This window comes from Maricaulis sp., from assembly GCF_048270095.1.
Classification (GTDB): domain Bacteria; phylum Pseudomonadota; class Alphaproteobacteria; order Caulobacterales; family Maricaulaceae; genus Maricaulis.
Genome location: NZ_JBLWTL010000014.1, coordinates 1 through 22,182, shown reverse-complemented (window position 1 = coordinate 22,182; position 22,182 = coordinate 1). Strand labels below are relative to the sequence as shown.

Annotated in this window: 25 protein-coding genes and 1 tRNA gene; 10 read left to right on the top strand and 16 right to left on the bottom strand. The window is 62.7% G+C overall.

Features of this window, described 5'->3' with window-relative positions; translation table 11 throughout:
- The 3 genes from ACN0YJ_RS09285 to hflX all read left to right on the top strand — a co-directional run bounded on the left by ACN0YJ_RS09285 (position 1) and on the right by hflX (position 2,570).
- A complete protein-coding gene (locus ACN0YJ_RS09285) occupies positions 1-849 on the top strand; it encodes a D-amino-acid transaminase (RefSeq protein ID WP_417496024.1) in 849 nt (282 codons plus the stop codon).
- Positions 850-954: 105 nt separating this feature from the next.
- Positions 955-1,230 (top strand): RNA chaperone Hfq, encoded by a 276-nt coding sequence (gene hfq / locus ACN0YJ_RS09280; protein ID WP_091767115.1) that lies wholly within the window; start codon positions 955-957, stop codon positions 1,228-1,230.
- Complete coding sequence (hflX, locus tag ACN0YJ_RS09275; RefSeq protein WP_417496023.1) at positions 1,227-2,570, top strand: GTPase HflX; 1,344 nt, start codon at positions 1,227-1,229, stop codon at positions 2,568-2,570. The genes hfq and hflX overlap by 4 nt, the downstream gene beginning before the upstream one ends.
- Here hflX and mazG read toward each other — a convergent pair.
- A complete protein-coding gene (mazG, locus tag ACN0YJ_RS09270) occupies positions 2,564-3,394 on the bottom strand; it encodes a nucleoside triphosphate pyrophosphohydrolase (protein ID WP_417496022.1) in 831 nt (276 codons plus the stop codon). The two genes, hflX and mazG, sit on opposite strands and share 7 nt — an antisense overlap.
- A gap of 63 nt (positions 3,395-3,457) precedes the next feature.
- On the opposite strand from mazG, the gene ACN0YJ_RS09265 reads away from it, so the two are divergent.
- Positions 3,458-4,024 carry a hypothetical protein gene (locus ACN0YJ_RS09265; protein ID WP_417496021.1) on the top strand — a complete coding sequence of 189 codons (567 nt, stop codon included), beginning with the start codon at positions 3,458-3,460 and terminating at the stop codon, positions 4,022-4,024.
- A gap of 21 nt (positions 4,025-4,045) precedes the next feature.
- The gene (locus ACN0YJ_RS09260) at positions 4,046-4,507 is read left to right on the top strand and encodes a CPBP family intramembrane glutamic endopeptidase (protein WP_417496020.1); all 462 of its coding nucleotides are present in this window, start codon (positions 4,046-4,048) and stop codon (positions 4,505-4,507) included.
- Positions 4,508-4,609: 102 nt separating this feature from the next.
- Here the strand turns inward: ACN0YJ_RS09260 and ACN0YJ_RS09255 are convergent, their stop codons facing one another.
- From ACN0YJ_RS09255 to ACN0YJ_RS09230, 6 genes are all read right to left on the bottom strand, one after another.
- A complete protein-coding gene (locus tag ACN0YJ_RS09255; RefSeq protein WP_417496019.1) occupies positions 4,610-5,464 on the bottom strand; it encodes an MBL fold metallo-hydrolase in 855 nt (284 codons plus the stop codon).
- Positions 5,461-6,243, bottom strand: a complete 783-nt coding sequence (locus ACN0YJ_RS09250) for a TatD family hydrolase (RefSeq protein WP_417496018.1) — start codon at positions 6,241-6,243, stop codon at positions 5,461-5,463. Before ACN0YJ_RS09250 ends, ACN0YJ_RS09255 begins: the two co-directional genes overlap by 4 nt.
- An 8-nt stretch (positions 6,244-6,251) precedes the next feature.
- Complete coding sequence (locus ACN0YJ_RS09245; protein WP_417489282.1) at positions 6,252-7,298, bottom strand: DNA polymerase III subunit delta'; 1,047 nt, start codon at positions 7,296-7,298, stop codon at positions 6,252-6,254.
- Positions 7,295-7,930, bottom strand: coding sequence for a dTMP kinase (tmk, locus tag ACN0YJ_RS09240; protein WP_417476122.1), 636 nt, complete (start codon positions 7,928-7,930; stop codon positions 7,295-7,297). Before tmk ends, ACN0YJ_RS09245 begins: the two co-directional genes overlap by 4 nt.
- A gap of 1 nt (position 7,931) precedes the next feature.
- On the bottom strand, positions 7,932-9,089 hold the full coding sequence (locus ACN0YJ_RS09235) for a D-alanyl-D-alanine carboxypeptidase family protein (RefSeq protein ID WP_417496017.1): 1,158 nt from the start codon (positions 9,087-9,089) through the stop codon (positions 7,932-7,934).
- A gap of 109 nt (positions 9,090-9,198) precedes the next feature.
- Positions 9,199-10,101: a septal ring lytic transglycosylase RlpA family protein gene (locus tag ACN0YJ_RS09230; protein ID WP_417496016.1), complete on the bottom strand. Its 903-nt coding sequence runs from the start codon at positions 10,099-10,101 to the stop codon at positions 9,199-9,201.
- Positions 10,102-10,228: 127 nt separating this feature from the next.
- Between ACN0YJ_RS09230 and ACN0YJ_RS09225 the strand changes: the two genes are divergently transcribed.
- A tRNA-Ser gene (locus tag ACN0YJ_RS09225) sits at positions 10,229-10,316 on the top strand.
- A 390-nt stretch (positions 10,317-10,706) separates the two neighbouring features.
- Here ACN0YJ_RS09225 and ACN0YJ_RS09220 read toward each other — a convergent pair.
- Positions 10,707-11,180 (bottom strand): hypothetical protein, encoded by a 474-nt coding sequence (locus ACN0YJ_RS09220; protein WP_417496015.1) that lies wholly within the window; start codon positions 11,178-11,180, stop codon positions 10,707-10,709.
- A gap of 176 nt (positions 11,181-11,356) precedes the next feature.
- Here ACN0YJ_RS09220 and ACN0YJ_RS09215 point away from each other — a divergent pair, with 176 nt between their 5' ends.
- Positions 11,357-13,606: a DUF6055 domain-containing protein gene (locus ACN0YJ_RS09215; protein WP_417496014.1), complete on the top strand. Its 2,250-nt coding sequence runs from the start codon at positions 11,357-11,359 to the stop codon at positions 13,604-13,606.
- Between the two features lie 172 nt (positions 13,607-13,778).
- Entirely contained in the window at positions 13,779-14,645 is an 867-nt protein-coding gene (locus ACN0YJ_RS09210) for a hypothetical protein (RefSeq protein WP_417496013.1), read from the top strand.
- Here ACN0YJ_RS09210 and ACN0YJ_RS09205 read toward each other — a convergent pair.
- From ACN0YJ_RS09205 to ACN0YJ_RS09180, 6 genes are all read right to left on the bottom strand, one after another.
- Positions 14,642-15,097, bottom strand: coding sequence for a BLUF domain-containing protein (locus ACN0YJ_RS09205; protein WP_417476142.1), 456 nt, complete (start codon positions 15,095-15,097; stop codon positions 14,642-14,644). The genes ACN0YJ_RS09210 and ACN0YJ_RS09205 overlap by 4 nt on opposite strands.
- A 9-nt stretch (positions 15,098-15,106) precedes the next feature.
- Positions 15,107-16,462: a protoglobin domain-containing protein gene (locus ACN0YJ_RS09200; protein ID WP_417496012.1), complete on the bottom strand. Its 1,356-nt coding sequence runs from the start codon at positions 16,460-16,462 to the stop codon at positions 15,107-15,109.
- A 146-nt stretch (positions 16,463-16,608) separates the two neighbouring features.
- Complete coding sequence (locus ACN0YJ_RS09195; protein ID WP_417496011.1) at positions 16,609-17,256, bottom strand: helix-turn-helix domain-containing protein; 648 nt, start codon at positions 17,254-17,256, stop codon at positions 16,609-16,611.
- Between the two features lie 319 nt (positions 17,257-17,575).
- Complete coding sequence (locus ACN0YJ_RS09190) at positions 17,576-17,920, bottom strand: hypothetical protein (protein ID WP_417496010.1); 345 nt, start codon at positions 17,918-17,920, stop codon at positions 17,576-17,578.
- Positions 17,917-18,882, bottom strand: coding sequence for a DnaJ C-terminal domain-containing protein (locus ACN0YJ_RS09185; protein WP_417496009.1), 966 nt, complete (start codon positions 18,880-18,882; stop codon positions 17,917-17,919). The genes ACN0YJ_RS09190 and ACN0YJ_RS09185 overlap by 4 nt, the downstream gene beginning before the upstream one ends.
- An 89-nt stretch (positions 18,883-18,971) precedes the next feature.
- Complete coding sequence (locus ACN0YJ_RS09180) at positions 18,972-19,178, bottom strand: LapA family protein (RefSeq protein ID WP_417490116.1); 207 nt, start codon at positions 19,176-19,178, stop codon at positions 18,972-18,974.
- Between the two features lie 372 nt (positions 19,179-19,550).
- Between ACN0YJ_RS09180 and ACN0YJ_RS09175 the strand changes: the two genes are divergently transcribed.
- Positions 19,551-19,859 carry a GNAT family N-acetyltransferase gene (locus ACN0YJ_RS09175; RefSeq protein WP_417496008.1) on the top strand — a complete coding sequence of 103 codons (309 nt, stop codon included), beginning with the start codon at positions 19,551-19,553 and terminating at the stop codon, positions 19,857-19,859.
- A gap of 31 nt (positions 19,860-19,890) precedes the next feature.
- Here the strand turns inward: ACN0YJ_RS09175 and ACN0YJ_RS09170 are convergent, their stop codons facing one another.
- Both ACN0YJ_RS09170 and ACN0YJ_RS09165 read right to left on the bottom strand, forming a co-directional pair.
- Entirely contained in the window at positions 19,891-20,256 is a 366-nt protein-coding gene (locus ACN0YJ_RS09170) for a GFA family protein (RefSeq protein ID WP_417496007.1), read from the bottom strand.
- Positions 20,257-20,267: 11 nt separating this feature from the next.
- The gene (locus tag ACN0YJ_RS09165) at positions 20,268-21,818 is read right to left on the bottom strand and encodes a GNAT family N-acetyltransferase (RefSeq protein ID WP_417476159.1); all 1,551 of its coding nucleotides are present in this window, start codon (positions 21,816-21,818) and stop codon (positions 20,268-20,270) included.
- A gap of 247 nt (positions 21,819-22,065) precedes the next feature.
- On the opposite strand from ACN0YJ_RS09165, the gene ACN0YJ_RS09160 reads away from it, so the two are divergent.
- The coding region (locus tag ACN0YJ_RS09160) for a DUF559 domain-containing protein (protein ID WP_417496055.1) at positions 22,066-22,182 on the top strand (117 nt) is incomplete at its 3' end.

The window sequence follows — 22,182 nt, the reverse complement described above, 5'->3', positions numbered from 1 at the left end:
TTGACGCGTTTTGCCTATGTGAACGGGCGCTACCTGCCCCAGAACGAGGCCTTGATCCATATCGAGGATCGCGGCTTCCAGTTCGCCGATGCCATCTATGAGGTGTGGAGCGTGCGCTCGGGCGATTTGCTCGATGCTGACGGGCATTTCGGACGGCTTGAGCGCTCGCTCGCCGAATTGCGTATCACCAATCCGAAATCGAGGGTCGGGTACCGGCTGGTGATCGCCGAGCTTTTGCGTCGCAACCGGGTTCGTGATGGTCTGGTCTATCTCCAGATTTCGCGCGGACGGGCACGGCGCGACCATGCCTTTCCCGCGGCCGATACCCGGCCGACCGTGGTGATGACCGCCAAACGCCTCGATCCGGCAGCGGCCGACCGCCGCGCAGACCATGGCGTCGCGGTGATCACCCGGCCGGACGAGCGGTGGGCGCGCTGTGACATCAAGACCGTCAATCTCCTGCCCAATGTCCTGGCGAAACAGGCCGCCCTCGAGGCCGGCGCGGCCGAGGCCTGGCTGGTGGATGGTGCCGGCAAGGTCACCGAGGGCAGCTCAACCAATGCCTGGATCCTGAATGCAGACGGTGTCCTGGTCACACGGCAGGCCGATCACGCCATCCTGCATGGTATTACCCGGTCGACGATCATGAATCGCGCCGCCGCGCTGGGCTATCGGGTGGAAGAAAGGAGCTTTTCCGTTGAGGAGGCGCAATCGGCCCGCGAAGCCTTCATGACGTCCGCAACGACATTTGTAACCTCGATCACCAGTATTGATGGCCGGCCGGTGGGGAATGGGGCTCCCGGCTCGGTCGCCATCGCATTGCGTGCGGCCTATCTCGAATCTTTGTGATCGAACTGTCGCGCAAACAACTCAGCGGGGTGGTTGCCGCTAAGGTCTTGCGCTGTATACGCTGGCAGGCGAATCGCTATTATTGTGCGGGCAAGCGGAGCAATCATGTCTCAAGATAAAAAACAAAACCTTCAAGACGTCTTCCTCAATTCTGTGCGCAAGACGAAAACGCCGCTGACCATTTTCCTCATCAATGGCGTCAAGCTGCAGGGTGTGGTAACCTGGTTCGATAATTTCTGCGTCCTGCTCCGCCGGGACGGCTTGTCTCAGCTGGTCTACAAGCACGCCATTTCGACCATCATGCCAGCTCAGCCGGTTTCCCTGTTCGAAGCCGAGCGGACCGATGATGACGAAGCAGAGCCCGAGAGCTTCAACGATTGATCGAACGCGAGGCGCCACCTATCCGCGCCATTATTATTCATCCCGTCACCCGGGATCGCCTGGCGCGCTCTGAAGCACGCCTCGAGGAAGCCTGCGGCCTGGCCGAAGCCCTCGACCTTGTCGTCGCTGAAGGCTTTGTGACGCCCTTGCGCAAGATCGAGTCGGCCCGCTATTTCGGGTCCGGCAAGGTTGAGGAATTGCGCGAGCGGATTGTCGCCGGCGACGCGACCGTAGCCGTCGTCGATGCCAGCCTCTCGCCGGTACAACAGCGCAATCTGGAAAAGTCCTGGAATGTGAAGGTCATCGACCGCACCGGCCTGATCCTGGAGATTTTCGGCCAGCGCGCACGCACCAAAGAGGGCGGGCTGCAGGTCGAACTGGCGCGCCTTTCTTATGAGCGCTCCCGTCTGGTGCGCACCTGGACCCACCTGGAGCGTCAGCGCGGCGGCGGCGGTGTGATGTCGGGGCCGGGTGAAACCCAGATCGAGACCGACCGGCGCATCATCGACGACAAGATGGTCAAGCTGCGCCGGGCCCTCGATGAAGTGCGCCGCACGCGCAATCTGCATCGCTCCAAGCGCCAGGAAGTTCCGATCCCGGTCGTCGCGCTGGTGGGGTATACCAATACCGGCAAATCAACCCTGTTCAATCGCCTGACCGGCGCCGATGTTCTGGCCCGCGATATGCCGTTTGCCACCCTCGACCCGACGGTGAGGGCGCTGGAATTGCCGCGCGGGACCAAGGTCCTGCTGTCCGATACCGTGGGTTTCATCACGGATTTGCCGACCGAGCTGATCGCGGCCTTCCGCGCGACGCTGGAAGAGGTGCGTGAGGCCGATCTGCTGATCCATGTGATCGATGCCTCCGATCCCGATCGCGATGGCCGGATTGGCGATGTCGAGAGCGTGCTGGATGAAATCGAGGCCGGGCCGGATCATGATCAACGCATGATCGAGACCTGGAACAAGATTGACCGGCTCGATGACGAGACCGGCGATGATGTCAGCCTGAAGCTGGATATCGCCAATACCAAGGCCGGGAAACCGGTAAAGCTGGCGATCTCCGCCGTCGAGGGCACCGGCCTGGACGAACTGCTTGTCGCCATCGAAACGGCGCTGGCGGCGGATTCCGAGATTTTGCAATTGCTGCTGGCGCCCCAGCAGGCGAAGGCTCTGGCCTGGCTGCACCAGCATGGGGAAGTCGTCAGCGATTCCATGGACGGCGCGACGGGGGAAACGACCATGCGTGTACGCCTGTCGCCATCCGATGCGGGCCGTTTCCGGTCGTTGTTTCCCGATCTGGCCGGCTTCCTGCCGCCGCTGGAGATCGAGGACTACTGACCGGGTTGCCGCTTCGCGGCCTTGTCGATCTGTTTGGCCTCGCTCCACAGCGCTTCCATTTCTTCCAATGACGCTTCCTCGGGCCGCCGGCCCTTGGCCGCGAGCGTGCGTTCGATATAGCCAAACCGGCGTTCGAACTTGGCATTGGCGCTGCGCGTCGCGGCTTCGACGTTTACATTGAGTTTGCGCCCCAAGTTTGTGCAAACAAACATCAAATCTCCAATTTCTTCTGCAATTTCTTCCGGATCATTTAACCGAATCGCCTGTTTCACCTCGGCGACTTCCTCGGTGATCTTGTCGAACACCTGCTCGGCGTCGGGCCAGTCAAATCCGACCCGGGCGGCGCGGGCCTGTAATTTCTGGGCGCGCTTTACGGCCGGCAAGGCGAGGGGGATGTCAGCCAGAACGCCGTCACCCTTGCGGCTGGCGGCGCGTTCGCGCGCCTTCTGTGCCTCCCATTCAACGGTCTGGGCCGCGCTATCGCGCTGAACCGCGTCGCCAAACACATGCGGGTGGCGCCGGATCATCTTGTCATTGATCGCTGTGGCAACGGCTTCGAAGCCAAACAGGCCGCGCTCCCGGGCCATTTGCGCGTGAAACACCACCTGCAAAAGAAGGTCGCCCAACTCATCCTTGAGCTCGTCATACTGCTCACGTTCAATCGCGTCAGCGACTTCATAGGCTTCTTCTACCGTATAGGCCGCGATGGATTTGAAGTCCTGCTCGAGATCCCAGGGGCACCCCGTCTCCGGCTCGCGCAGGCGTGCCATGATCTCTATCAGGCGGTCGATCGGGGCGAGGGTGGCGTCTGGCGCGTGTGGCATGGTGATGGCGACTCGATTTGGTTGGCGGTCCGGCAACCTAGCCTGGATCGGGGGCAAGATTCGATGGGGGATGCGGTATCGGGCCGGGGATTAACTGGAAAACTGGTCGAGGATACTTCAAGCTCCAAAAAAATTAATCCCGCCCATACCGAAGTTTCTGAATGCAAAAGGTTGTTTAAAGTGCGGAGATTATACACATTTTACTTTTTGTGTTTTGCCTGCCTTGGACTGATTCCTGTGATCGATTGGCTCGCGGGTGGCGGGTTGATGGACTTTGATCGCCTGGGCGTTTCAGCGTCGGCGCAAACCGGAATCCCCTGGACATCCAGCCTGATCGACATGCTCAGGCTTGCCGTGGCGGAGCCGGGCCTGTGGTTATTGCTGCTCGGCTCCGCCGCACCGCCTCTGGCCGCGCTGATCACCCTATTGGTCTGGCCGGACCGGTTGGCTGCACTGCGCCAATGGGGTCGGCGCCTGTGGCCGGTTGGAGCTGCCGGATCCTTGCGGGGCTCGGTTCTGGCCTATGCGGGCGTTATCGGCCTGTGCCTTCTGGGGCTCGTGGTGACGGGGATGATCGGCCAGCGCACACTCACACCAGTGCTGGAAACGCCTGCGACTCTCGGGCTTTAGGCCATCATTCCGGCCTTGCTGATGTCCGCCTTGCTCGACCAGGGAGCCTTGCTGGAGGAGGGCGGCTGGCGCGGCTTTGCGGCGCCAGAGCTGGAACTACGCTATTCGCCCGTCCTGGCAGCCTTGATCGTCGGTTTGGCTTGGGGTTTTTGGCACCTGCCGCGCGACCTCACGACGGGTGTCATCGAACGTCTCGGGGCGCTGGAATACGTGTTTGCCTATCTGCCAAGCTTTCTGATGGGGACGATCGCCGTCTCGGTCATTGCGAGCTGGGGCATGATGCGAAGCGGGGGCAGCCTGTGGCCAGCCATCCTGGCGCATGGCCTGGCGAATGATGCCTTTGGCCTGACGGGGCGCGTTCCGATCACAGAGGCGCTGACATCCGGTCATCAATTGACGCAGGGGATATCGATGATGCTGGCCGCCGGTCTGATCTTAGGACTTGATCGCAAGCGTATGTTTTCAAGTTTGAAAGCGGCATAGGCGCGCGCCAGCTCGACGGGGGTTTCCATCTCAAGTTGGCGCATAATAAATATTATGAGAAAGAATGGGTGGGCAATCGGGCGACCTCAGGCCAATCCAGGCTCAAACACTCGAGAGCCGGATCTCGTCCTCTACGGCCAGAATCTGCAATCCGTCATGGCCACAACTCACGCCTGGCGGCAATTGCGCGCCCAGGGCGTCGTAGTCGAGCGTGATGTGCAAATTGGTCAGGACAGCGCTTCGGGCTCCGACGCGCTCAATCTCGCGCAGCGCGCCCCCGACTTCGAAATGTGTCGGATGCGGTTCATGGCGCAAGGCATCAACCACCCAGCATCCGACACCGGTCAGCACGGCGGCGCTGTCGTCCGGCAGCCCATTGATATCGGCCGAATAAGCCAGCGCCCCGATCCGGAAGCCGACAGACCGGATTGATCCGTGTTCCTGATCAAATGGAATGACGCCAATGGGTCCGCCTGCGCCGTCAATCACCAGCTCTGTGCCGAAGGCCGGCATGTCACACTGGTCGAGAATCGCTGGATATGGCGATCCCGGCGGTGCCTTGAACGCATAGCCAAAACGCGTCGTCAGGGTTTTCGCTGTTGCGGCATCCATCCAGACGGGCATGCGCTGGCGCTGCAGCAAGGCAAAGGCGCGCAGGTCATCAATCCCGTGCGTCTGGTCGGCATGATCATGGGTAATGAGCACGGCATCGAGACGCGGTACGGATGCGCCGAGCATTTGCTCGCGGAAATCCGGTGAGGTGTCGATCACGACGCGCGTCACGGCCTGGCCGGCGCCCAGCGCCGCAAGATCGGCTGCTTGCTCGACCAACGCCGAACAGCGGCGGCGGCGGTTTTTCGGATTGCACGGGTCGCACAGGCCCCAATCGCCATTGGCCCGCGGCACGCCGCCTGAGGACCCGCTCCCGAGTATGGTGAGCCGGGTGACGCCGCTCATGGCCGCGTCACGCGGTCAAACAGGTCGAAGAAATTATCCGTCGTCCGCGTCGCACACTCTGCCGCGCTCCAACCCTTCACCTGGGCCAGGCCCACCGCAACATCGGGCAGGAAGCTTGGCTCGCAACGCTGGCCGCGATGGGGCATTGGCGCCAGATACGGGCAATCGGTTTCGATGATCACCTTGTCATCGGGCACGTGATCCCGGAATACGGCGCGGACATCATCGGCCTTCCTGAAGGTGATAATGCCGGAGGCGGCAAACCAGCTGCCCAGTTTTGCCGCCCGGCCAGCGAGCATGGCGCCGCCGGTATAGCAATGCAGCAGGGCCTTGAAGGCCCCCTTCCCCATTTCATCCTCGAGCAGATCGGCCATCGCTTCATCGGCGTCGCGGCAATGCAGGATGAGTGGCAGGCCCGACTGGCGCGCCGCCTCGATATGGGCCTTCAGACTGGCAAACTGATCCTCGCGCGGGCTGTAATTATAATGAAAATCCAGCCCGGTTTCGCCAATTCCGACGACTTTGGGATGGCGCGCCATTTCGAGTAATTCGCCGGCTGTGATGTCGGGCCGGTCCTTGGCATGGTGCGGATGGGCGCCGATCGAGCACCAGATGTCGTCATAACGCTCTGCGATGGCCGAAACGGCAGGAAAATCAGTCAATTGGCAGCAAATCGTGATCATGCGCACCACCCCGGCCGCGCGAGCGCGCTCGATGACGGCATCAAGGTCTTCAGCGAATTGTTCGCCGTGCAGATTGACGTGGCTGTCGACAAGCATGGGCAGACTCAAATAACGGGCTGGCGCGCGGCGTCGCGGACATAGCCCAGCGCCGCCAGTGCGGTTTGTTTCGGGTCGAGATAGAGACCATCGGCCTCGCCGGCCAGCGTGCTGACCTCACGCCAGGCGTTCAGCCATGGCGTCGGGTCCTGCTGATTTTCCGCCTGGCTGCGCGCTGTGTCATGGATGGCATTGGACAGGGCTGTGTAGAAGACAGAGCGCAAGCCCTCGCTGCCCTTGCGGGCGACGCGTTCGGCCAGGGCGCGCACTTCGCTGTCGCTGGCCGATGCGCCGCGCGCGACCACGGCGCGGACCTGGCTGGCCAGCTCGACCCCGCCCGAGGCGCACAAGGCCAGGGCCCGGCCGGGAGCGCCGCCGGCCAGACGGGATGCGGCCATCGCGGTCGGCATATCATTGGCAGCCCCCTGCTCGATCAGCCAGCTTGCTGTCGCCTCAATCTCCGGCGGACGCAGGACCAGGGTGCGGCAACGCGAACGGATCGTCGCCGGCAGGCGTCCGGGCGAATGCGCCACAAGCAGCATGACGCCGCGCTGTGGCGGTTCTTCGAGGGTTTTGAGCAGCGCATTGGCGCCATTATTATTCATTTCATCGACGCTATCGACGAGGCAGACACGCCAGCCCCCATTGGCGCTGGCACTCTTCTCGAAAAAATGCGGGGCCTTGCGCGCTTCATCGACAGTGATCTCACCGCGCCAGCGCTTGCGTTTGTCATCCCAGGGACGGCGCAGCAGCAAGAGGTCGGGACAGGCGCTCGCCTCGAGCAATTGGCAGACCGGGTCGGCGGGGCTGGCGCCAAGCGGGCCATATTGCGGGTTGGCCGCAGCACCGAGAATGCGGCGCGCCGCTCGCCAGGCAAAACTGGCCTTGCCGACGCCGCGCGGCCCCGTGATCAGCCAGGCATGATGCATGCGACCGCTGGTCAGTGCGGTGGCGAGGTCGGTCTCTGCGGCTTCATGGCCGAACAGGTCATAGCGTTGCCGCGGCGCCAGACAGCCGGGTTGAACATCGGACCCAAGTTCGGGATCGGTGCTCACAACAGGCGCGCTCCGAGATGTTCATCAATCGCGCTGAGCGCATGGCTGAAGACGATATCGGCCGCCTCATTGCCGTCGACCACGATGCAGCGGTCCGGTTCGTCATCGGCGATATCAAGAAAGGCCCGGCGCAAACGTCCGTGAAATCCTGGATCGAAACGCTCGAAACGCGTGGCATCCTCGCCGCGCGCGATCGTGCGCTCAATCCCGGTTGTCGGATTGACGTCGAGGATCAAGGTCAGGTCGGGCTTGAAATTACCCAGGGCAGCCTGGTGCAAGGCCTTGATACGCTCGATCGGCACGCCGCCGGCGGCGCCCTGATAGGCGGTGGTGGAATCGGCAAAACGGTCCGACAAGACCCAGGCGCCGCGTTGCAGGGCCGGCGCGATCAGGCGTTCGACATGATCGACGCGCGCGGCATACATCAGCAGGGCCTCGGTCATGGGCGACCAGCGGTCCGTGGCGCCGGTGAGCAGGATCTCCCGCAAGGCTTCAGCACCGGGCGTGCCGCCCGGTTCACGCGTCACCACAACATCAAGCCCGCGTCCACGCAGTTTCTCTGCGAGCGCCTGGATCAGCGTTGTCTTGCCGGCGCCCTCGCCGCCTTCCAGCGTGATGAAACGTCCGCGCATATCAATTGCCGCCACGGATCATGTGCGCCAGTGCCGCGCCGATCCGGCCGAACATGCCTTTGCGTTCGACATCTTCGGCCGCGAAAAGCGGGAAGTTCTGCGGCTCATAGCCCGGCGCTTCAACCACGAGATGGCCGATTTCCTGACCGGCGGCGATGGGGGCCATCAACGGACCATCATAGACGACACTGACCGTCATATTGCGGCGCGCCCGGCGTTGCAGCGCCACCTGGACGGCATCGCCGACCTGCAGGCCAACCGTATCGGCTTCACCCATGAAGACCGTCGCGCGTTCGTCGACGGCAGCGCCGGCGTCAAACAGGTCGTACACGGCAAAATCCGACATCGCGGCGCGCATCATGCGTTCCGCTTCACTGGTACGGGCGCGATTGGAGTCCATGCCGTTGAAGACGATGATGCGGCGCTGGCCATCGCGTTCGGCGGTCGCGGCCAGCCCGTAACCTGCGGCTTCGGTATGACCGGTTTTCAGCCCGTCAGCGCCGGCAAAATTACCCAGCAGAGGATTGCGGTTATATTGGCGGATGCCGTTATAGGTGAATTCGCGTTCGGCCCAGATCCCGTAATATTCCGGGTGATCGGCGATCAGGATCCGCGCCAGACGCGCCAGGTCGAGGGCGCTGATATTATGGTCCGGATCGGGCCAGCCGGTTGAATTGGTGAAATTCGCACTCATCAGGCCGAGCTCATGCGCCCGCGCCGTCATCGCGTCGGCAAAGGCCGCCTCGCTGCCCGACAGGGCTTCGGCCAGTACGATACAGGCATCGCCGCCGGACTGGATGATGACACCGCGCAGCAAATCATCGACGCGCGCCCGGCTGTGCAATTCCAGGAACATGGTCGAGGAGCCGGAGGCCGCGCCGCCGGTGCGCCAGGCATATTCGGAGACCGGCAATTCATCATCCATCGACAGGGTTCCGGCATCGATGGCTTCGAGCACCATCAGCACGGTCATCATCTTGCTCATCGAGGATGGCGCCATCGGCGTCTCGGCATCCTTGGCGAACAGGACCTGCCCGGTTTCGAAATCCATGATCACCGCATGGGTGGCCTCGGTTTCGTAATGATCCTGGGCATGGGCCAGAACCGGTGCCAGCACGAGGGCGGCAATGAAGGCGAAAGTCGAAGTGATTGCGCGCACGTCTGAACGCTCCTGTCGGGAATCGGGAAGTTATCGTGACGAAGACGCCATACAAGCGCGGCAAGAGTGTGACGTCCAGCGCCCAGACGCGCCGCGACCGGCAGCAAACTCAGTTCAGCGACACAATCCGGGCATCCCGCACGCCAAAGCTGGCCAGCCGGGTGCGCGCCGCATCGGCACTGGACCGATCATTCCACCGTCCGACAAAGACGCGATACAGCGTCTGCCCCCCGGTTTCGACCGCCTGCACCCAGACATCACCCGCGTCGGATATCCGGCTGGCGAGGCGGTTGGCATTGCCCAGATCGGCGAAAGCGCCGGCCTGTACGGTCAATCCCTCATTCGAGGCCGGCACCCAGGCCGGTGAAAACGGCGCATCGCGGGCGACGTCTTCCAGTGCCGGGACTGTCGCCGGGCTGCCGATATCGGCGAGCTGATAGCCGGGATCCGGGGCCTGTGCCGCCGGGAAGGCCGGGCCGAGATAACGCACCCTCACCCGCGCCAGACCATTGGCGCGATAGCCCAGCTGGTCGGCGGCGGCACGGCTCAGATCAATCAACCGGTCATCGACAAAGGGGCCGCGATCATTGATCCGCACCACGACCTGGCGGCCATTTTCCAGATTGGTCACTTCGGCGATCGAAGGAATCGGCAAGGTCGTATGCGCCGCTGTCATGGTGTTCTGGTCAAACACTTCGCCATTGGCGGTCGGGCGGCCATGGAAGGTCGGGCCATACCAGGAGGCAATACCGACCACATCATAGGCATCATCGCGCTGCGGCACGAAGCGCTGACCGCCCACCATATAGGGACGGCCGACTTTCTGGTGATCGCTGTCACCGGCAATCAGTGAAGCCGTATCGACCCGGCTCGCCAGCAGCGCCGGAGAAACCGGCGTCGCCGCCGGCAGGGGCGGCACCGTGCTGGAGAATGTGCGTGTGGGCGCAGGGCTTGAGGCGCAGCCCGCCAGAAACAGCAATGCCAGCGCGCTGGCGAGGAAAGAATGACGCAAAACGGGACCCACCAAGCTCGGCCAACCCAAAATCACAATCATATTATCGCGCAATAGTGAAAGGAGGGTAAGCCGCTGCAATGCAGATATTGCGCTCGGGGCCCGTTGACCGCTATTGGAGACGAACGGAGAGGTGGCAGAGTGGTCGATTGCGGCGGTCTTGAAAACCGTTGAACCGAAAGGTTCCGGGGGTTCGAATCCCTCCCTCTCCGCCATTTTCCCTGAGCTCCATCTTTTTTGTCTGCCAGTCTGTCAGTCTGCCAATGTTGGCTCGAGCCCTTGCAGGTCAGGCGTCGAGGCGATGATGCGGGGGTGGCACGGCCTGTCACCACTGTCACGCACATGGCCCGATTGCGCCGGTCACCGGGGTTCGCGCCCCGGAGCGGGGCTTGCGTGGGTCCGACGATGTCAAAGAACATATTGCGCCAGTATAGCCTGGACGGTGATGGGGGCGGACAAGCCCTGCGGAACAGGCTCCAGCCGCGGGACTAGCTGGGCAAACCGAGCAATCTGGGCCGGGCATGGTTTCCGCAGTTATCCTCAGGCGATATAATCGTGTCTGCCCCGGTTTATTCCGGTTTGTTCCCGGCGCGTTCGCCCTGCCCTTACAGTTCGTGATCGCTTTCCGGTCCATCGCCGGGAGACTTGATCCCGGTTTCATCGCGCACTTCCCAGCCCGGATCGCCGCCGCCCAGATTATTGGTCTGTCCGTCATCGCGCCCGGCGCCCGGACGCGGGTTATCGATCTCCCAGCCGGGGTCGCCACCGCCCAAATTCTGGGTCTGGCCGTCCTCGCGTCCGGTACCGGGACGCGGATCGCCAACCTCCCAGCCGGGGTCGCCGCCGCCCAGATTTTGGGTCTGTCCGGTATCCCGGCCGGTACCGGGACGCGCCTCGCGCCGTATCAGCACGGTGCCATTACGGGTACGGCAGCGTTCGCCGGGCTCGGCTTGACGGCAAAGCGGCAGGGATTGCTCCGGGGCCGGCTGCGCCTGTTGGCGCTGCGCCGCGGCTGGTTCTGACAGGGTGAGAAGACCGCCGGTCAGCATCGCGGCTGTGACAATATATCTGCAGATCATGGTGGGCCTCCGACCGCGTTTGGCTGGTTGCCACCATAAAAGGATCGCCAGCGCTGGCAACACCGCCCTGCCCTCTCGACGGCACCGCGTGCCTTGTGAGCGGCCAGGCGGGCGGCTATAGCAGGGCCGATAGTCAGCCGCGGACGATTCCGCCGGCCGGGACATCGGGGGGATTTATGCGCGCTTCTTTTATCGGACTGGTTTTGTGTGGATTGGCTGCCGGAGGCGCCGGCGCGCAAACGCCCGCTGACCAGGTCTTCACCGGTGAACTCACCGGCGACATGGCGCGCGCCGGGTTCAGCCTCCAGCTCGAGGCGGGCCAGCTGGTCACGCTGACAACGACCTCGGGCGACCGGCTCGACACCATCCTGACCCTGAGCGGGCCCGACGGACAGCTGCTCGGCGAAAATGATGACTATCAGATGGGCGATCTGTCCTCCCAGCTGGTGTATCTGCCGGCTGTGAGCGGTCGCTATACGGCGGAAGTCACGGGCTATGGCGGCGCGCTGGGCGGCTTCTCCCTGACCTTGTCTCACGGTCTTGATGTCGGGCTGTCCGATGCGGCGCAAATCCTGCGCGAGGACACGATCAGCTTTGATGCCGCCCGGACCGAGGCCCGTTTTGATGCCGATCTGGCCGCCGGCGATATCCTCGTCGCCTCGACCTTCGCGCTCCACGAGGATCTCGACTCCACCCTGGCCCTGCTCGGCCCTGATGGCAGTATTCTCGCCCAGAATGATGATCGCGGCGATGGCACGCTCAATTCGCAAATCATCTATCTGATTGAACAGCCCGGCCCCTACCAGCTGCTGGTCAGCACCTATGGCGGCGTTGGCGAAGGCGATCTGGCCGTCTCGATGGCGATCGATCCGGAGGCCGAGCTTCCGTTTGATTTCACGGCCATCGACGGCACGCCCATCGCCAGCCATAGCGGCGAGATCAGTGATGACCAGGTTTCGTTTGAATTTGCCGTGACGCTCGAGGCCGGACAGACCCTGCTCGCCCTCGCCGATGCCGTGACCGGTGATCTCGACCCTGTGCTGCGCCTGACCGGCCCCGATGGCTATCCGGTCGCGATGAATGATGATCGCGGCGATGGCTCGCTCAACTCGGCGATTGCCTTCACGGCCCCGCAGCGCGCCACCTATCAGCTTGAACTCTCTCGCTATCGCGGCGGCGCCAGCAGCGGCATGTTTGAACTCGCCCTGTCCTCGGTTGACGGTTCTGTGGTCGAACTGATCCAGGATTTGCTGGAAAATTCGGTCACGTTGAGTGGTCCCGAATTGCTCCACGAAACCGAGGATTTCAGCATTTACTACACGCTCGAAGGCGCTGATGCCTCGAGCGAGGCCTATGTGCACTCGGTCGGTGTGGCCCTGCAGGAAATGCTGGTCGCCCAGGTGACACAGGGCGGCTGGGCCGAACCGGTGCGTGACGATAATGGCCGCTATCGCGCCTATGTCGCTGATGCCGAAGGCTCGATGGGGGTGACCCGGCCGGTCCAGGTCGTGTTCGACAATCCCAACACGCCTGATGTCCGCGAAAGCGCGGCGGCCCGGACGCTATTCCTGATCGACAATGATTTCCTCGGCATGGGCAAGACCGCGCCGGTTCATGCCTTGATGCGCGCCACCGTGACCCATGAATTCAATCACGTCGTACAATATGGCTATGACGGCGAAGAAGGACTGGACTGGCTGTATGAAGCGACCGCCTCCTGGATCGAAACCACCACGGTGGGCGCCGACCAGGATGCGACGGATTACACCGAAGCCGATTTTGAAACGCCGCAATTATGCTGGACCACCACGGTGGACGGGCATGATTACGGTCAGTGGACCTTGCTGCAATCGCTCGCCGATCGTTATGGCGATCGCTTCATGGTCCAGATCTGGGAAAACAGCGTCGAGCTCGACGGTTTCGAGACTCTGCAGGCAGCGCTCGATGATCATCGCACCACGATTCCCGATGTTATCCAGCGCTGGCGGGCGCAGAATTATGCCCGCGCCTATGATCTGGCCCCGCTCTTCCCGATCGCCGTGCACCGCCAGCACACGCTGAGCCGCGAAGGCCGCTGGACGCTGAAGGGCGGGCTGGAACAGCTCGGTGCCAACTATCTCGGCTTCGAACTCGATGGCCGCTACCAGATCGCGCTGAGTGGCGATGAGGATCTGGAAGTGCTCGCCCTGGGTCAGCGCAATGGCGAGATCGAGATCATTCCGCTCGGCCGCAGCGGGATCGTCGATACAACAGGTTTTGAATCGACCGCGCTGATGGTGTTCAACCGGGCGATGCCGGAAGCGCCCGGCATGTGCAGCGGAACCGGCTATTCGATCGAGGTCTCACCCTCGACCCGCCGGCCGGCCCGCACCGCCTATCGTTTCAGTGATGAGCACCTGGTCCCGGCCGAGCGCTCCGGGGATTGAGGGCTAGAGCATTTTCATTGAATTCGAGGTCAATGAGAATGCTCTAATTCCTTGTATTTCCGCATTTTCGAATCGCAAAACCAGTTCCCACTCTTGCTGAAAATGCTCTAGCGGCACCGCGACCATCAGCTCGAAACCTGCTATACTCCCAGTCGGCAGGGGAGATGCGGGTATGCGCTTATCAAGGATGAAAACCGGCCTCTGTCTTGTGGCGGCCCTGTTTGCCACAGCTTGTGCAAGCTGGGATCAACCCTTGGCCCTGGCGGTGTGTGGTCCGGTCAAGCTTGCGCTCAAATACAAGAGCGACGGCCATCTGGACACCGCCTATATCGTCGCGCGCCATGCCGGCTGGGATGCAGCGGACGCGGCGGAGCTGGCATTCTTTACCCAGGCACCGGATGATTTCGCCGCCGCCTACTCGGCGCCGAGCGGGACGGCGCGACTGCTGGCCCTGCAGTTCGAGCGCGCTCATTTGCTCTCATCCGTCCTGCACTCCCTGCATGGCGGCGGCGCGGACGATGTCGCGCATCGCCAGCGCGTCCTGGCGCAAATGATCGGCGAGCAAACGAGCATCTGGGATGACCCGGCCCGGCAGGGCGAGCGCTGGAAAGCCGGGTTTCTGGTGCATGCCCTCGGCGACAGCTACGCCCATGTCTGGGGCATCAATCAAAACCAGGCTGGCTCGGTGGCCTATAATCCAATCGCTGGCCATATTCCCGACGGGCTGGTGCGCGGGGACCCTGACAATATTGACGCCAATTTTCCCAATTATGCCCGCTATGTCCGGGCCCTGTTCGCGGCCCTTGATCGCGGCGACGGCGATGGACAAGCGCTCGAAGCCTATCTCGCCGATGTCGAGCAGGCGGTAGCCCGTGAAGCGGGCGGCGCTGACGGGGTGACCACGGCCCTGATCCGCAGCACCAGCACGGATGATTACCGCATGGGCGGCCGGCTTGATTGCCCGGCCTGGACGGCCCGGATGGATTATGAGCGCGGCGTCCGGCCCTTCCTGCAGCAAATCGAGGCCCGGCTGGGCTAGCCTTCCCTGCGGACGGGTCCGGGCGACAGGATCCGGGTGACGCCAGTGGTCAGCGAGCTGACGCGCCGGGCGATGTCGACCAGCTGCCCGTGTGTAGCCAGCTGGGGATTGGGGATCCAGGGCGTTCCGGCCAGACCATCGGGCGGCGTGCGCACGAAGACGGACCAGTCGCCGAACATGCGCTCACTCACCTCGGAATAACCCGTCAGGACAAGATCGCCATGATGCGGATTATTCTCGATCCGCTTCAAGGTGCGATAGAGCGGGCTGCGTCGCCCTTCCAGCACCTGCACGAAATGTGGCCCGTCCACCAGCAGCACGCCGGTCAGTCCGTGCGCCGGATTATTGCGCAATCCGGCATCCAGGATGTCGCGCAGATAGACCTCATCCTCAGCCTTGTTCGCGGCTGTCCAGGTGCGGCGGCTATAGAAGGCAAACTGGCACAATAACATCGGCGCGCCCTATCCTGCCCGGGCCTCAGTCATGAATTGGGCAACGCGCTCGTTGAGCTGGCCCATTTCATCACGGACTGATGCGGAGGAATGGGTCACCTGCCGGGCGGCCTCGCCCGCCTCGCGCACGCTCGCCTCAAGCGCATTGGTCGCCCGGGAGCTGTTCTGGTTGCCGGCCGCAGCCTCAGTGGTGTTCCGGACGATTTCACGCGTCACCACCGATTGTTCCTCGACGGCCGCCGTGATGGTCACAGCCGCGGAATTGACCGAATTTATCGTCTCCCGGATGGCGTCAATCACCGAATTGGCGCGTGTCGTCGCGGCCTGGACATCGGCGATCTGGCGCGCGATCTGGTCGGTTGCTTTTGCGGTTTGCCCCGCCAGGGCTTTCACTTCACTGGCGACCACCGCAAACCCTTTTCCGGATTCGCCCGCACGCGCCGATTCGATCGTCGCATTCAGCGCCAGAAGATTGGTCTGTTCGGCGATCTCCTGGATCAGACTCACAGCACTGCCGATTTCTGCGGCTGCGGTATTGAGTTCCTGCATCGTGTCACTGGCGGCCGTGACCTGCTCGACGGCCTCGATCGTGATTGCGGAGGTGCGCGCAACCTGATCGGCAATCTCGCGCGACGCGGTTTCCATCTCGCCGGCGGCGACGGAAACCGACTTGACGTTTGTGGCCGCTTCCTCGGCGCCAGCCGCCGCCGTCGAGGCCTCACCCAGTGTGCTCTCGACGACCCGCGAGACCAGATCAGCCGCCTCATCCAGCGCGCGGGAGGTCTCGGTCAGGCGACCGATGACGCCGGACACACCCTGTTCAAACGCATCAGCGACTTCCAGCCGGCTCAATCGCGCCTTCGCCTCGGCTTCTTCGAGATAGACCGACACGCCCATCTCGATATCCAGAAAGATGGCGCGTACCAGGGCGTCGATATAGATCTCGGCCTTGCCGGTATCCGGCTTGCCGAACCCGATTGGCGCGCCCTTGCAGCCTTCGCGCACAGCGCTCCTCAAGAGTTCGGACGCCACCGTCGCGTAGCCGGCAATATAGTAGCGCGGCGCCAGACCGATATCGCTATGCACACGGCCGACACGGCGGATAGTGTCGAAATAGGCGTCGTTATACTGACCGCTCAGGATATTATTCCAGTGGTCGACCTGTTTCGTCATGGCGTGATCGCGGTGACGATCATCGCGGAACAAGTGGGCGACTTCCGGGGCGCGGGAGATGGTCGCGTAGAACAGGCTCAAACCCCTTTCCACGCTTGGGGCGAGCGGTGCCTTGATCTCACGCAGGGCTGCGCGCACGCCGTCGTCGATACCGATAAAATCGAGTCTGTCCTGTCCGCTATGGTCTGCCATATTTCCCCCCGGGAATGAGCTGAACCTGCGCGGCAAGATCCGGCAGGTCTGGTTATGGCTTACAGCGTGGAGGGTGCGAAGGTTAATAAGGGTTAACGCGGCAAGCTTTGCCGGAATAAAGAAATTTCGGCTGTAGTTTCAGACATCTAGCGTGTATGTCCGTAGAGCTCGGCCGGCTGCATTCTCAGGCTCGCCTGCTCCTCCAGCGCGAGGCGCCCGCCCCATTCAAGCTCGGTTTTGGCGAATTCCGATTGGGCGATCGGGATCGTGATTGTGTGCCACATCCATCGGTTGGGGCCGGTGCCGATCGGAATATGGATGGACTTCATCGCAGTGGGGGGCTCGCTCGCCTGGCGGTGCCAGATATGCCCGGCAGCGCCCTGCAGGGCGCCCTCAAGCTTGAGCGCGGTCAGCGTCTGGACGCCCTCGATGAATGAAGTCAGGTCAGGGCATGACAGGGGCTCGCTCTCCCGGCATTCATGGAAGGGCGAGAGCGGTGAGGCATTGCCCTGGCTTGACGCGAGCAGGTTGAACGGCCGCGCGCCTTCAATCAGACAGGCCATGTGGGGACAGAGCCGGATGGTCAGCACGATCTGGTCAAGCAGTGAAATCTGTTCTGGCGCGCCGAGCAGATCCTCGATTCGCGACAGGACATCGCCGCGCGGCCGGACCTGCCCGGCCTCAAGCCGCGACAAATATCCCTGACTGATCTTGAGCAGGGATGCCAGGGTTTGTTGCTTCATGCCAGCCTGGTTGCGTAACCGCCTAAGCCTCTCCCCCCAAGTTTGCCTCATGTTTCATACCTTGACGCCGATCGAGTCCAATTATGTTGCAACCTAGGTCGAAGACCTCACTGCCTCTATGGTTTTATGCAGAAAACGGGAATAAAGAAATTCCTATAACCTACCGATTTACTTGGTTGTTCTAGAAATCCGGTAGCTTCCCGCCCTGCTACAATCTCGGGCTGAACCGCACCGCATCCGGCCCGGGCTGACGGGCGAAACGGGAATGTGAGGCGAAGACAGTGGCTTCCGCCACCCCGTCTCCGCCGCCAAGCGGGTAACGCGCGCCCGCGGCGATCCGGCCCGCATGCCGCACCAGCCCAAACGACTATCAGCCCGGCCCGCCCCGGCGCGCTCTCCAGGCCGTCAGTATCCGTTCACGCACGTCGACCGGCTGGGCATCCACCGCGGCGCCGAGCGCCTCCAGGTCGGCGCGGGCGCCATGGAGTTGATCGACCAGTGACATCACCAGTTCCAGAGCTTCATCGGCGAGTTCATGGCTCTGTTCCAGCTCGCAGATCAATTGCAGCCGGGCGCAATCGACCGGAGCGAAAAGCGGGCCCGCCTCGTCCTGGATCGGGATGATGATGCCGATCTCGATATAGGCCGTCAGCCGCTCCGCCGTCAGCGCCGCAACCGTTTCGATGATCTCATTGACGGTCAGATTCTCGCTCATGACATCATCTCCTTGCGCGGATCATAGGCATGGGTTTCGCGCCAGCTCTGCATGAAGCTGCGCAGCGCGTCGTCGATCTCCGGCGGCGAGATGATGCGCAATTCGACCCGCTGATCACCGCGCGGTTTCTGGCCCGGCGGCTGCACACCGCGGCCACGCAGGCGCAGGACCTGGCCACTGCTGGCGCCCTTGGGAAGGCTCAGCGAGACCGGGCCGTCAATCGTCGGGGCTTCGACCTTGCCGCCGAGCACGGCTTCATCCAGCGAGATTGGCAGGGTGAGCAGGATATCATTGCCCTCACGGCGGAACAGTTTGTGCGGCCGCACGGACAGTGTCACCAGCGCGTCGCCATCGGGGCCCTCGCCCATGCCCTCACCGCCCTTGCCGCGCAGGCGGATAGTCTGGCCATCGGCCGTGCCGGTGGGGATTTTGACGTCGAGGCTCTGACCATCCGGCAGGGTGATGCGTTTTTGCGTGCCAAGCGCGGCCTCGAGAAAATCAAGCTCGAGCTGATAACGGCGGTCCGGGCCCGGTGCGTTGAAATGGCCGCCACGCGCGCCGCCCTGACCGCGCTGGCGCAGGATTTCCTCGAATATGTCCGAGCTGTCGAAGCCCTCAAACCCGCGCGAGGATTGATAGGGATTGCCCGGCTGCTCCGCATACTCGCGATAGAAGGGGCGCTCGGGCTGGCGCTCGGCGCCGCTGGCATCGATCTCACCCTTGTCAAAGCGGGCGCGCTGCACCGGGTCCTTGAGCAGGTCATGAGCCGCGGTCGCCTCGATGAAACGCTCCTGCGCGCCTGCATCATCCGGATTGAGATCGGGATGGCTGGTGCGGACGATCTTGCGATAAGCCTTCTTGATCTCTTCGGCGCTGGCATTCCTGGGCAGACCAAGAACTTCATAGGGATCACGTGACATGGCGACCTCGGCGAAACGGATAGACGGGCCATTGTCACGCATTGGCGCAGCAGTACAAGCGGGGGGCGACCAATTGCCCCGCCCGGCTTCAGGGCTGCGACAGCGCGCGCGTAGCCGGATCCGCGCCTTGGCTAGCGGCGCGCGCCGGGATGCCAGAAAGCCTTGAGAAGCCAGCCCACCACACCGCCGAGCAGAAAGCTCGATCCGATGACGACGATGCGGCTGGTCTGAAAACTCCAGAACAACACGGTCAGTTCGACCTGGGCGATATTCTGGAAGGCGAACAGGCCCAGCAAGGCGAGCAGCCCGCCGACAATCCATAATTTGATGTGACGCACGGGATTGGCCTTTCCACCTGCTTGCGCAGCGCAGTCTGCGGGGTGCCCGTGCCGGTGACAAGGCATGAGACCGTGCGCCGGCAGCAGGGTGTGTCCGTGAACTGCGCGACACAAGTCTATTTCCGTTTCGGGCCTTAATCCGGACGCCAATGCTTCCTATCTACCCGTCAGGTTTTGAAGGAGTGCCCGATGCGGTGGGTCGGTTTGATAGTTTCGATGGCGGTTCTCGCCAGTGCAGTCTGGTTTGCCTTCGCGGCACCGTATCAGTCGGGCGATCAGCTCGTGCTGGCTGTTGCGGCGATGGGGGGACCGGTTACCCTGTGAGCCTGGCCCGGGCGCCCGATTGACGCGCCCGCCTGAAAGGATAATACGATGACACAATCCCCCGGCATCAGCTTCACACTTGAAGCGGACGGCGAGCGCGGTCGCTATCTGGCGCATGTCGAAGGCAAGCCCGATCCGGGCGAGCTGACCTTCAGGCGCACCGGCGAGAATCGCATCCTGGTCGACCATGTCGGCGTGCCGCAAAGCCTGCGCGGTACCGGCGTCGGTGTGGCACTGGCGCGCCATGTTGTCAGCGAGGCCCGCGCCAAGGGCTTCACCATCTATCCGCAATGCCCTTTTCTCGCCTCCCAGGCGCAGAAAAACCCCGATTGGGCCGATGTGGTCGAGCCGCTCTGAGGCCACTCGCCATAGCGCTCGAACGGGCCTGTCAGCCCTGGTCGAGATATTCCCAGCTGTCCGCGCCGTCGAAATGCCGGATGCGCAGGCCTTCAATGGCCGATGGCTCCGCCATGTTGGCATTGACCGCCATGCGCCCGCCGGCGGCCGGATCGGCGCCCTCCCAATGCGTGGTACAGCCACAGGCCTTGCAGGAGATAAAGGCCAGCGTCCGGTCGCCCTGGAGATAGCGCACGACGCCGTCAGCCCGGTAGTCGAGCGTCACCTGTGAAGCGTCGGCATAGGCCCAAAGCGCCTGCGCGCGGCGGCAATAGCTGCAATTGCACCGGGTCAGCCAGTCGGGCTCGATGGTGAGCGTCCAGCGCACTGCGCCGCAATGGCATTGCCCCTCCATCATCGCGGCCCGCCTCAGGTCCTGGCGGTCCATTTGATCGAATAGAGGTCAAAGCGCCGGTCGCGCAGATTGCGCACTGTGCCCTCCTGACGCGCCCAGTCGAGATCGCCCAGATTGAGATCGGCGATGGCGACGGTTTCCACATTTTCAGTACACTCCGCGGCAATACCATCGCGGGCAAAGCGGAAGTCACACGGGGTCAATATGCAGGACTGGGCGTATTGGATGTCCATGTTTTCCACACCCGGCAGATTTCCGACATTACCGGACATCACGACATAGCACTGGTTCTCGATCGCGCGGGCCTGGCTGCAATAGCGCACCCGCATATAGCCCTGGCGGTTATCGGTGCAGAACGGCACGAAAAGCAGCTTGGCGCCGGCATCGACCAGCTGGCGCGCCAGTTCGGGAAACTCGCTGTCATAGCAGATCAGCACGCCGATCGGCCCGCAATCGGTCTGGATGGTGGCGATCTCATTACCGCCCTTGATGCCCCACCACATCTGTTCGGACGGGGTCGGGTGGATCTTCTCTTGCTGATGCACCGAGCCATCGCGCAGGAAGACATAGGCGATATTCTGGATATCGCCGCGTTCGGTGCGCGTCGGGTGGGAGCCGCCAACGATATTGATATTATAGCTGATCGCCAGCTGGCGCATCGCCTCGACGAATTGCGGCGTGTATTCGGTCAGCGCCTCGATGGATTGCGATGGCGTCAGGCGGGTTTCCGCAAAGGCCAGCAATTGCAGCGTGAAGAGTTCGGGGAAGACGACGAAATCACAGCGATAATCCGCCGTGACATCGACGAAATATTCCACATTGCTCATGAACTCCTCGAAAGAGTGCACCTTGCGCTGCTGGAATTGCACCGAGGCGACGCGCACACTGTCCTTCTCGCCCGGAGGTGCGCTGGCGCTCTTGGTGTGGACCACCGCGTAAGGATTGCGCCAGACCATATGGCTGGCATACCCGCCCGATGCGTCGTCGAAGGGCAGATAATCGCTGAGCACGCCAACCGGCTCGAAACCCAGGCGCATCTGGAAGCGGATCACCGGATCGGAGATCTTCTGCTCAACCACGGCTGCCAGATAATCGGCCGGATTGGGATAGAGTTTCTTGCGCCGCTTCCAGCTCGGCATACGGCCGCCAAACACAATCCCCTTCAGCTCGAAGCGTTCGCATAATTCGCGGCGCGCATCATACAGACGCTGGCCGATGCGCAGCCGACGCTTGTCCTGGTCGACACACACTTCCATGCCATACAGCCAGTCGCCCTTGGGATTATGACGCGAGGCATAGCCCGAGCCGGTAATGCCATTCCAGGTGTGCGGCGACAGCGCCGAGGCCTCGTCGATAATAAAGCTGGCGCAATAGCCCACCACTTCGCCATCATATTCGACCACAACCTGCCCTTCGGGGAAGTTGGAAATCTGCCCCTGGACCATGGCGGTGCTATAGCTGTCCAGTTGCGGATAAACCTTGTCCACCAGGGCGATGATCGCCGGAATGTCGGCGATCCGGGCATTGCGGATATTGAGCGAAGAGCGGGATTTCTGGCTGGCCATGAAAGCGAATCCTGTTGCGTGGGCGCACCCTATCAGGCGCCAGCGCGGCCATACAGGATTTGCGGGGTTGGACCTAGTGGTTTGTTGGCGGGGGCGGCGCGGCGTTGGCACAACCCAACCCCCTCCTCTTCCTTGATGGAAGAGGTGCGCCGGACGAAGTCCGGGGCGGAGCTGGTGAGGATCGTAGAGCGCGACGCCATGAGACCCGTCACGCGAACCCCGCGCCCAGCCGTGTCAAAATTCCCCTATGACGCGTCCCATGGTCAAGCACGCGCGAGCGCTGCGAAAGCGCATGACGCCGCATGAAGTCCGGCTCTGGAGTCGGCTAAAGACCTGGCGTGCCGATGGCTTCGTCTTCCGGCGC

What these genes read in the sequence shown, in the direction of transcription:
- hfq (WP_091767115.1), top strand. Translation starts at nt 955, where the DNA reads ATGTCTCAAGATAAAAAACAAAACCTTCAAGACGTCTTCCTCAATTCT.
- mazG (WP_417496022.1), bottom strand. Translation starts at nt 3,394, where the DNA reads ATGCCACACGCGCCAGACGCCACCCTCGCCCCGATCGACCGCCTGATA.
- ACN0YJ_RS09265 (WP_417496021.1), top strand. Translation starts at nt 3,458, where the DNA reads ATGGGGGATGCGGTATCGGGCCGGGGATTAACTGGAAAACTGGTCGAG.
- ACN0YJ_RS09260 (WP_417496020.1), top strand. Translation starts at nt 4,046, where the DNA reads ATGTCCGCCTTGCTCGACCAGGGAGCCTTGCTGGAGGAGGGCGGCTGG.
- ACN0YJ_RS09255 (WP_417496019.1), bottom strand. Translation starts at nt 5,464, where the DNA reads ATGAGCGGCGTCACCCGGCTCACCATACTCGGGAGCGGGTCCTCAGGC.
- ACN0YJ_RS09250 (WP_417496018.1), bottom strand. Translation starts at nt 6,243, where the DNA reads ATGCTTGTCGACAGCCACGTCAATCTGCACGGCGAACAATTCGCTGAA.
- tmk (WP_417476122.1), bottom strand. Translation starts at nt 7,930, where the DNA reads ATGCGCGGACGTTTCATCACGCTGGAAGGCGGCGAGGGCGCCGGCAAG.
- ACN0YJ_RS09220 (WP_417496015.1), bottom strand. Translation starts at nt 11,180, where the DNA reads ATGATCTGCAGATATATTGTCACAGCCGCGATGCTGACCGGCGGTCTT.
- ACN0YJ_RS09215 (WP_417496014.1), top strand. Translation starts at nt 11,357, where the DNA reads ATGCGCGCTTCTTTTATCGGACTGGTTTTGTGTGGATTGGCTGCCGGA.
- ACN0YJ_RS09210 (WP_417496013.1), top strand. Translation starts at nt 13,779, where the DNA reads ATGCGCTTATCAAGGATGAAAACCGGCCTCTGTCTTGTGGCGGCCCTG.
- ACN0YJ_RS09205 (WP_417476142.1), bottom strand. Translation starts at nt 15,097, where the DNA reads ATGTTATTGTGCCAGTTTGCCTTCTATAGCCGCCGCACCTGGACAGCC.
- ACN0YJ_RS09200 (WP_417496012.1), bottom strand. Translation starts at nt 16,462, where the DNA reads ATGGCAGACCATAGCGGACAGGACAGACTCGATTTTATCGGTATCGAC.
- ACN0YJ_RS09195 (WP_417496011.1), bottom strand. Translation starts at nt 17,256, where the DNA reads ATGAGGCAAACTTGGGGGGAGAGGCTTAGGCGGTTACGCAACCAGGCT.
- ACN0YJ_RS09190 (WP_417496010.1), bottom strand. Translation starts at nt 17,920, where the DNA reads ATGAGCGAGAATCTGACCGTCAATGAGATCATCGAAACGGTTGCGGCG.
- ACN0YJ_RS09185 (WP_417496009.1), bottom strand. Translation starts at nt 18,882, where the DNA reads ATGCGTGACAATGGCCCGTCTATCCGTTTCGCCGAGGTCGCCATGTCA.
- ACN0YJ_RS09175 (WP_417496008.1), top strand. Translation starts at nt 19,551, where the DNA reads ATGACACAATCCCCCGGCATCAGCTTCACACTTGAAGCGGACGGCGAG.
- ACN0YJ_RS09170 (WP_417496007.1), bottom strand. Translation starts at nt 20,256, where the DNA reads ATGATGGAGGGGCAATGCCATTGCGGCGCAGTGCGCTGGACGCTCACC.
- ACN0YJ_RS09165 (WP_417476159.1), bottom strand. Translation starts at nt 21,818, where the DNA reads ATGGCCAGCCAGAAATCCCGCTCTTCGCTCAATATCCGCAATGCCCGG.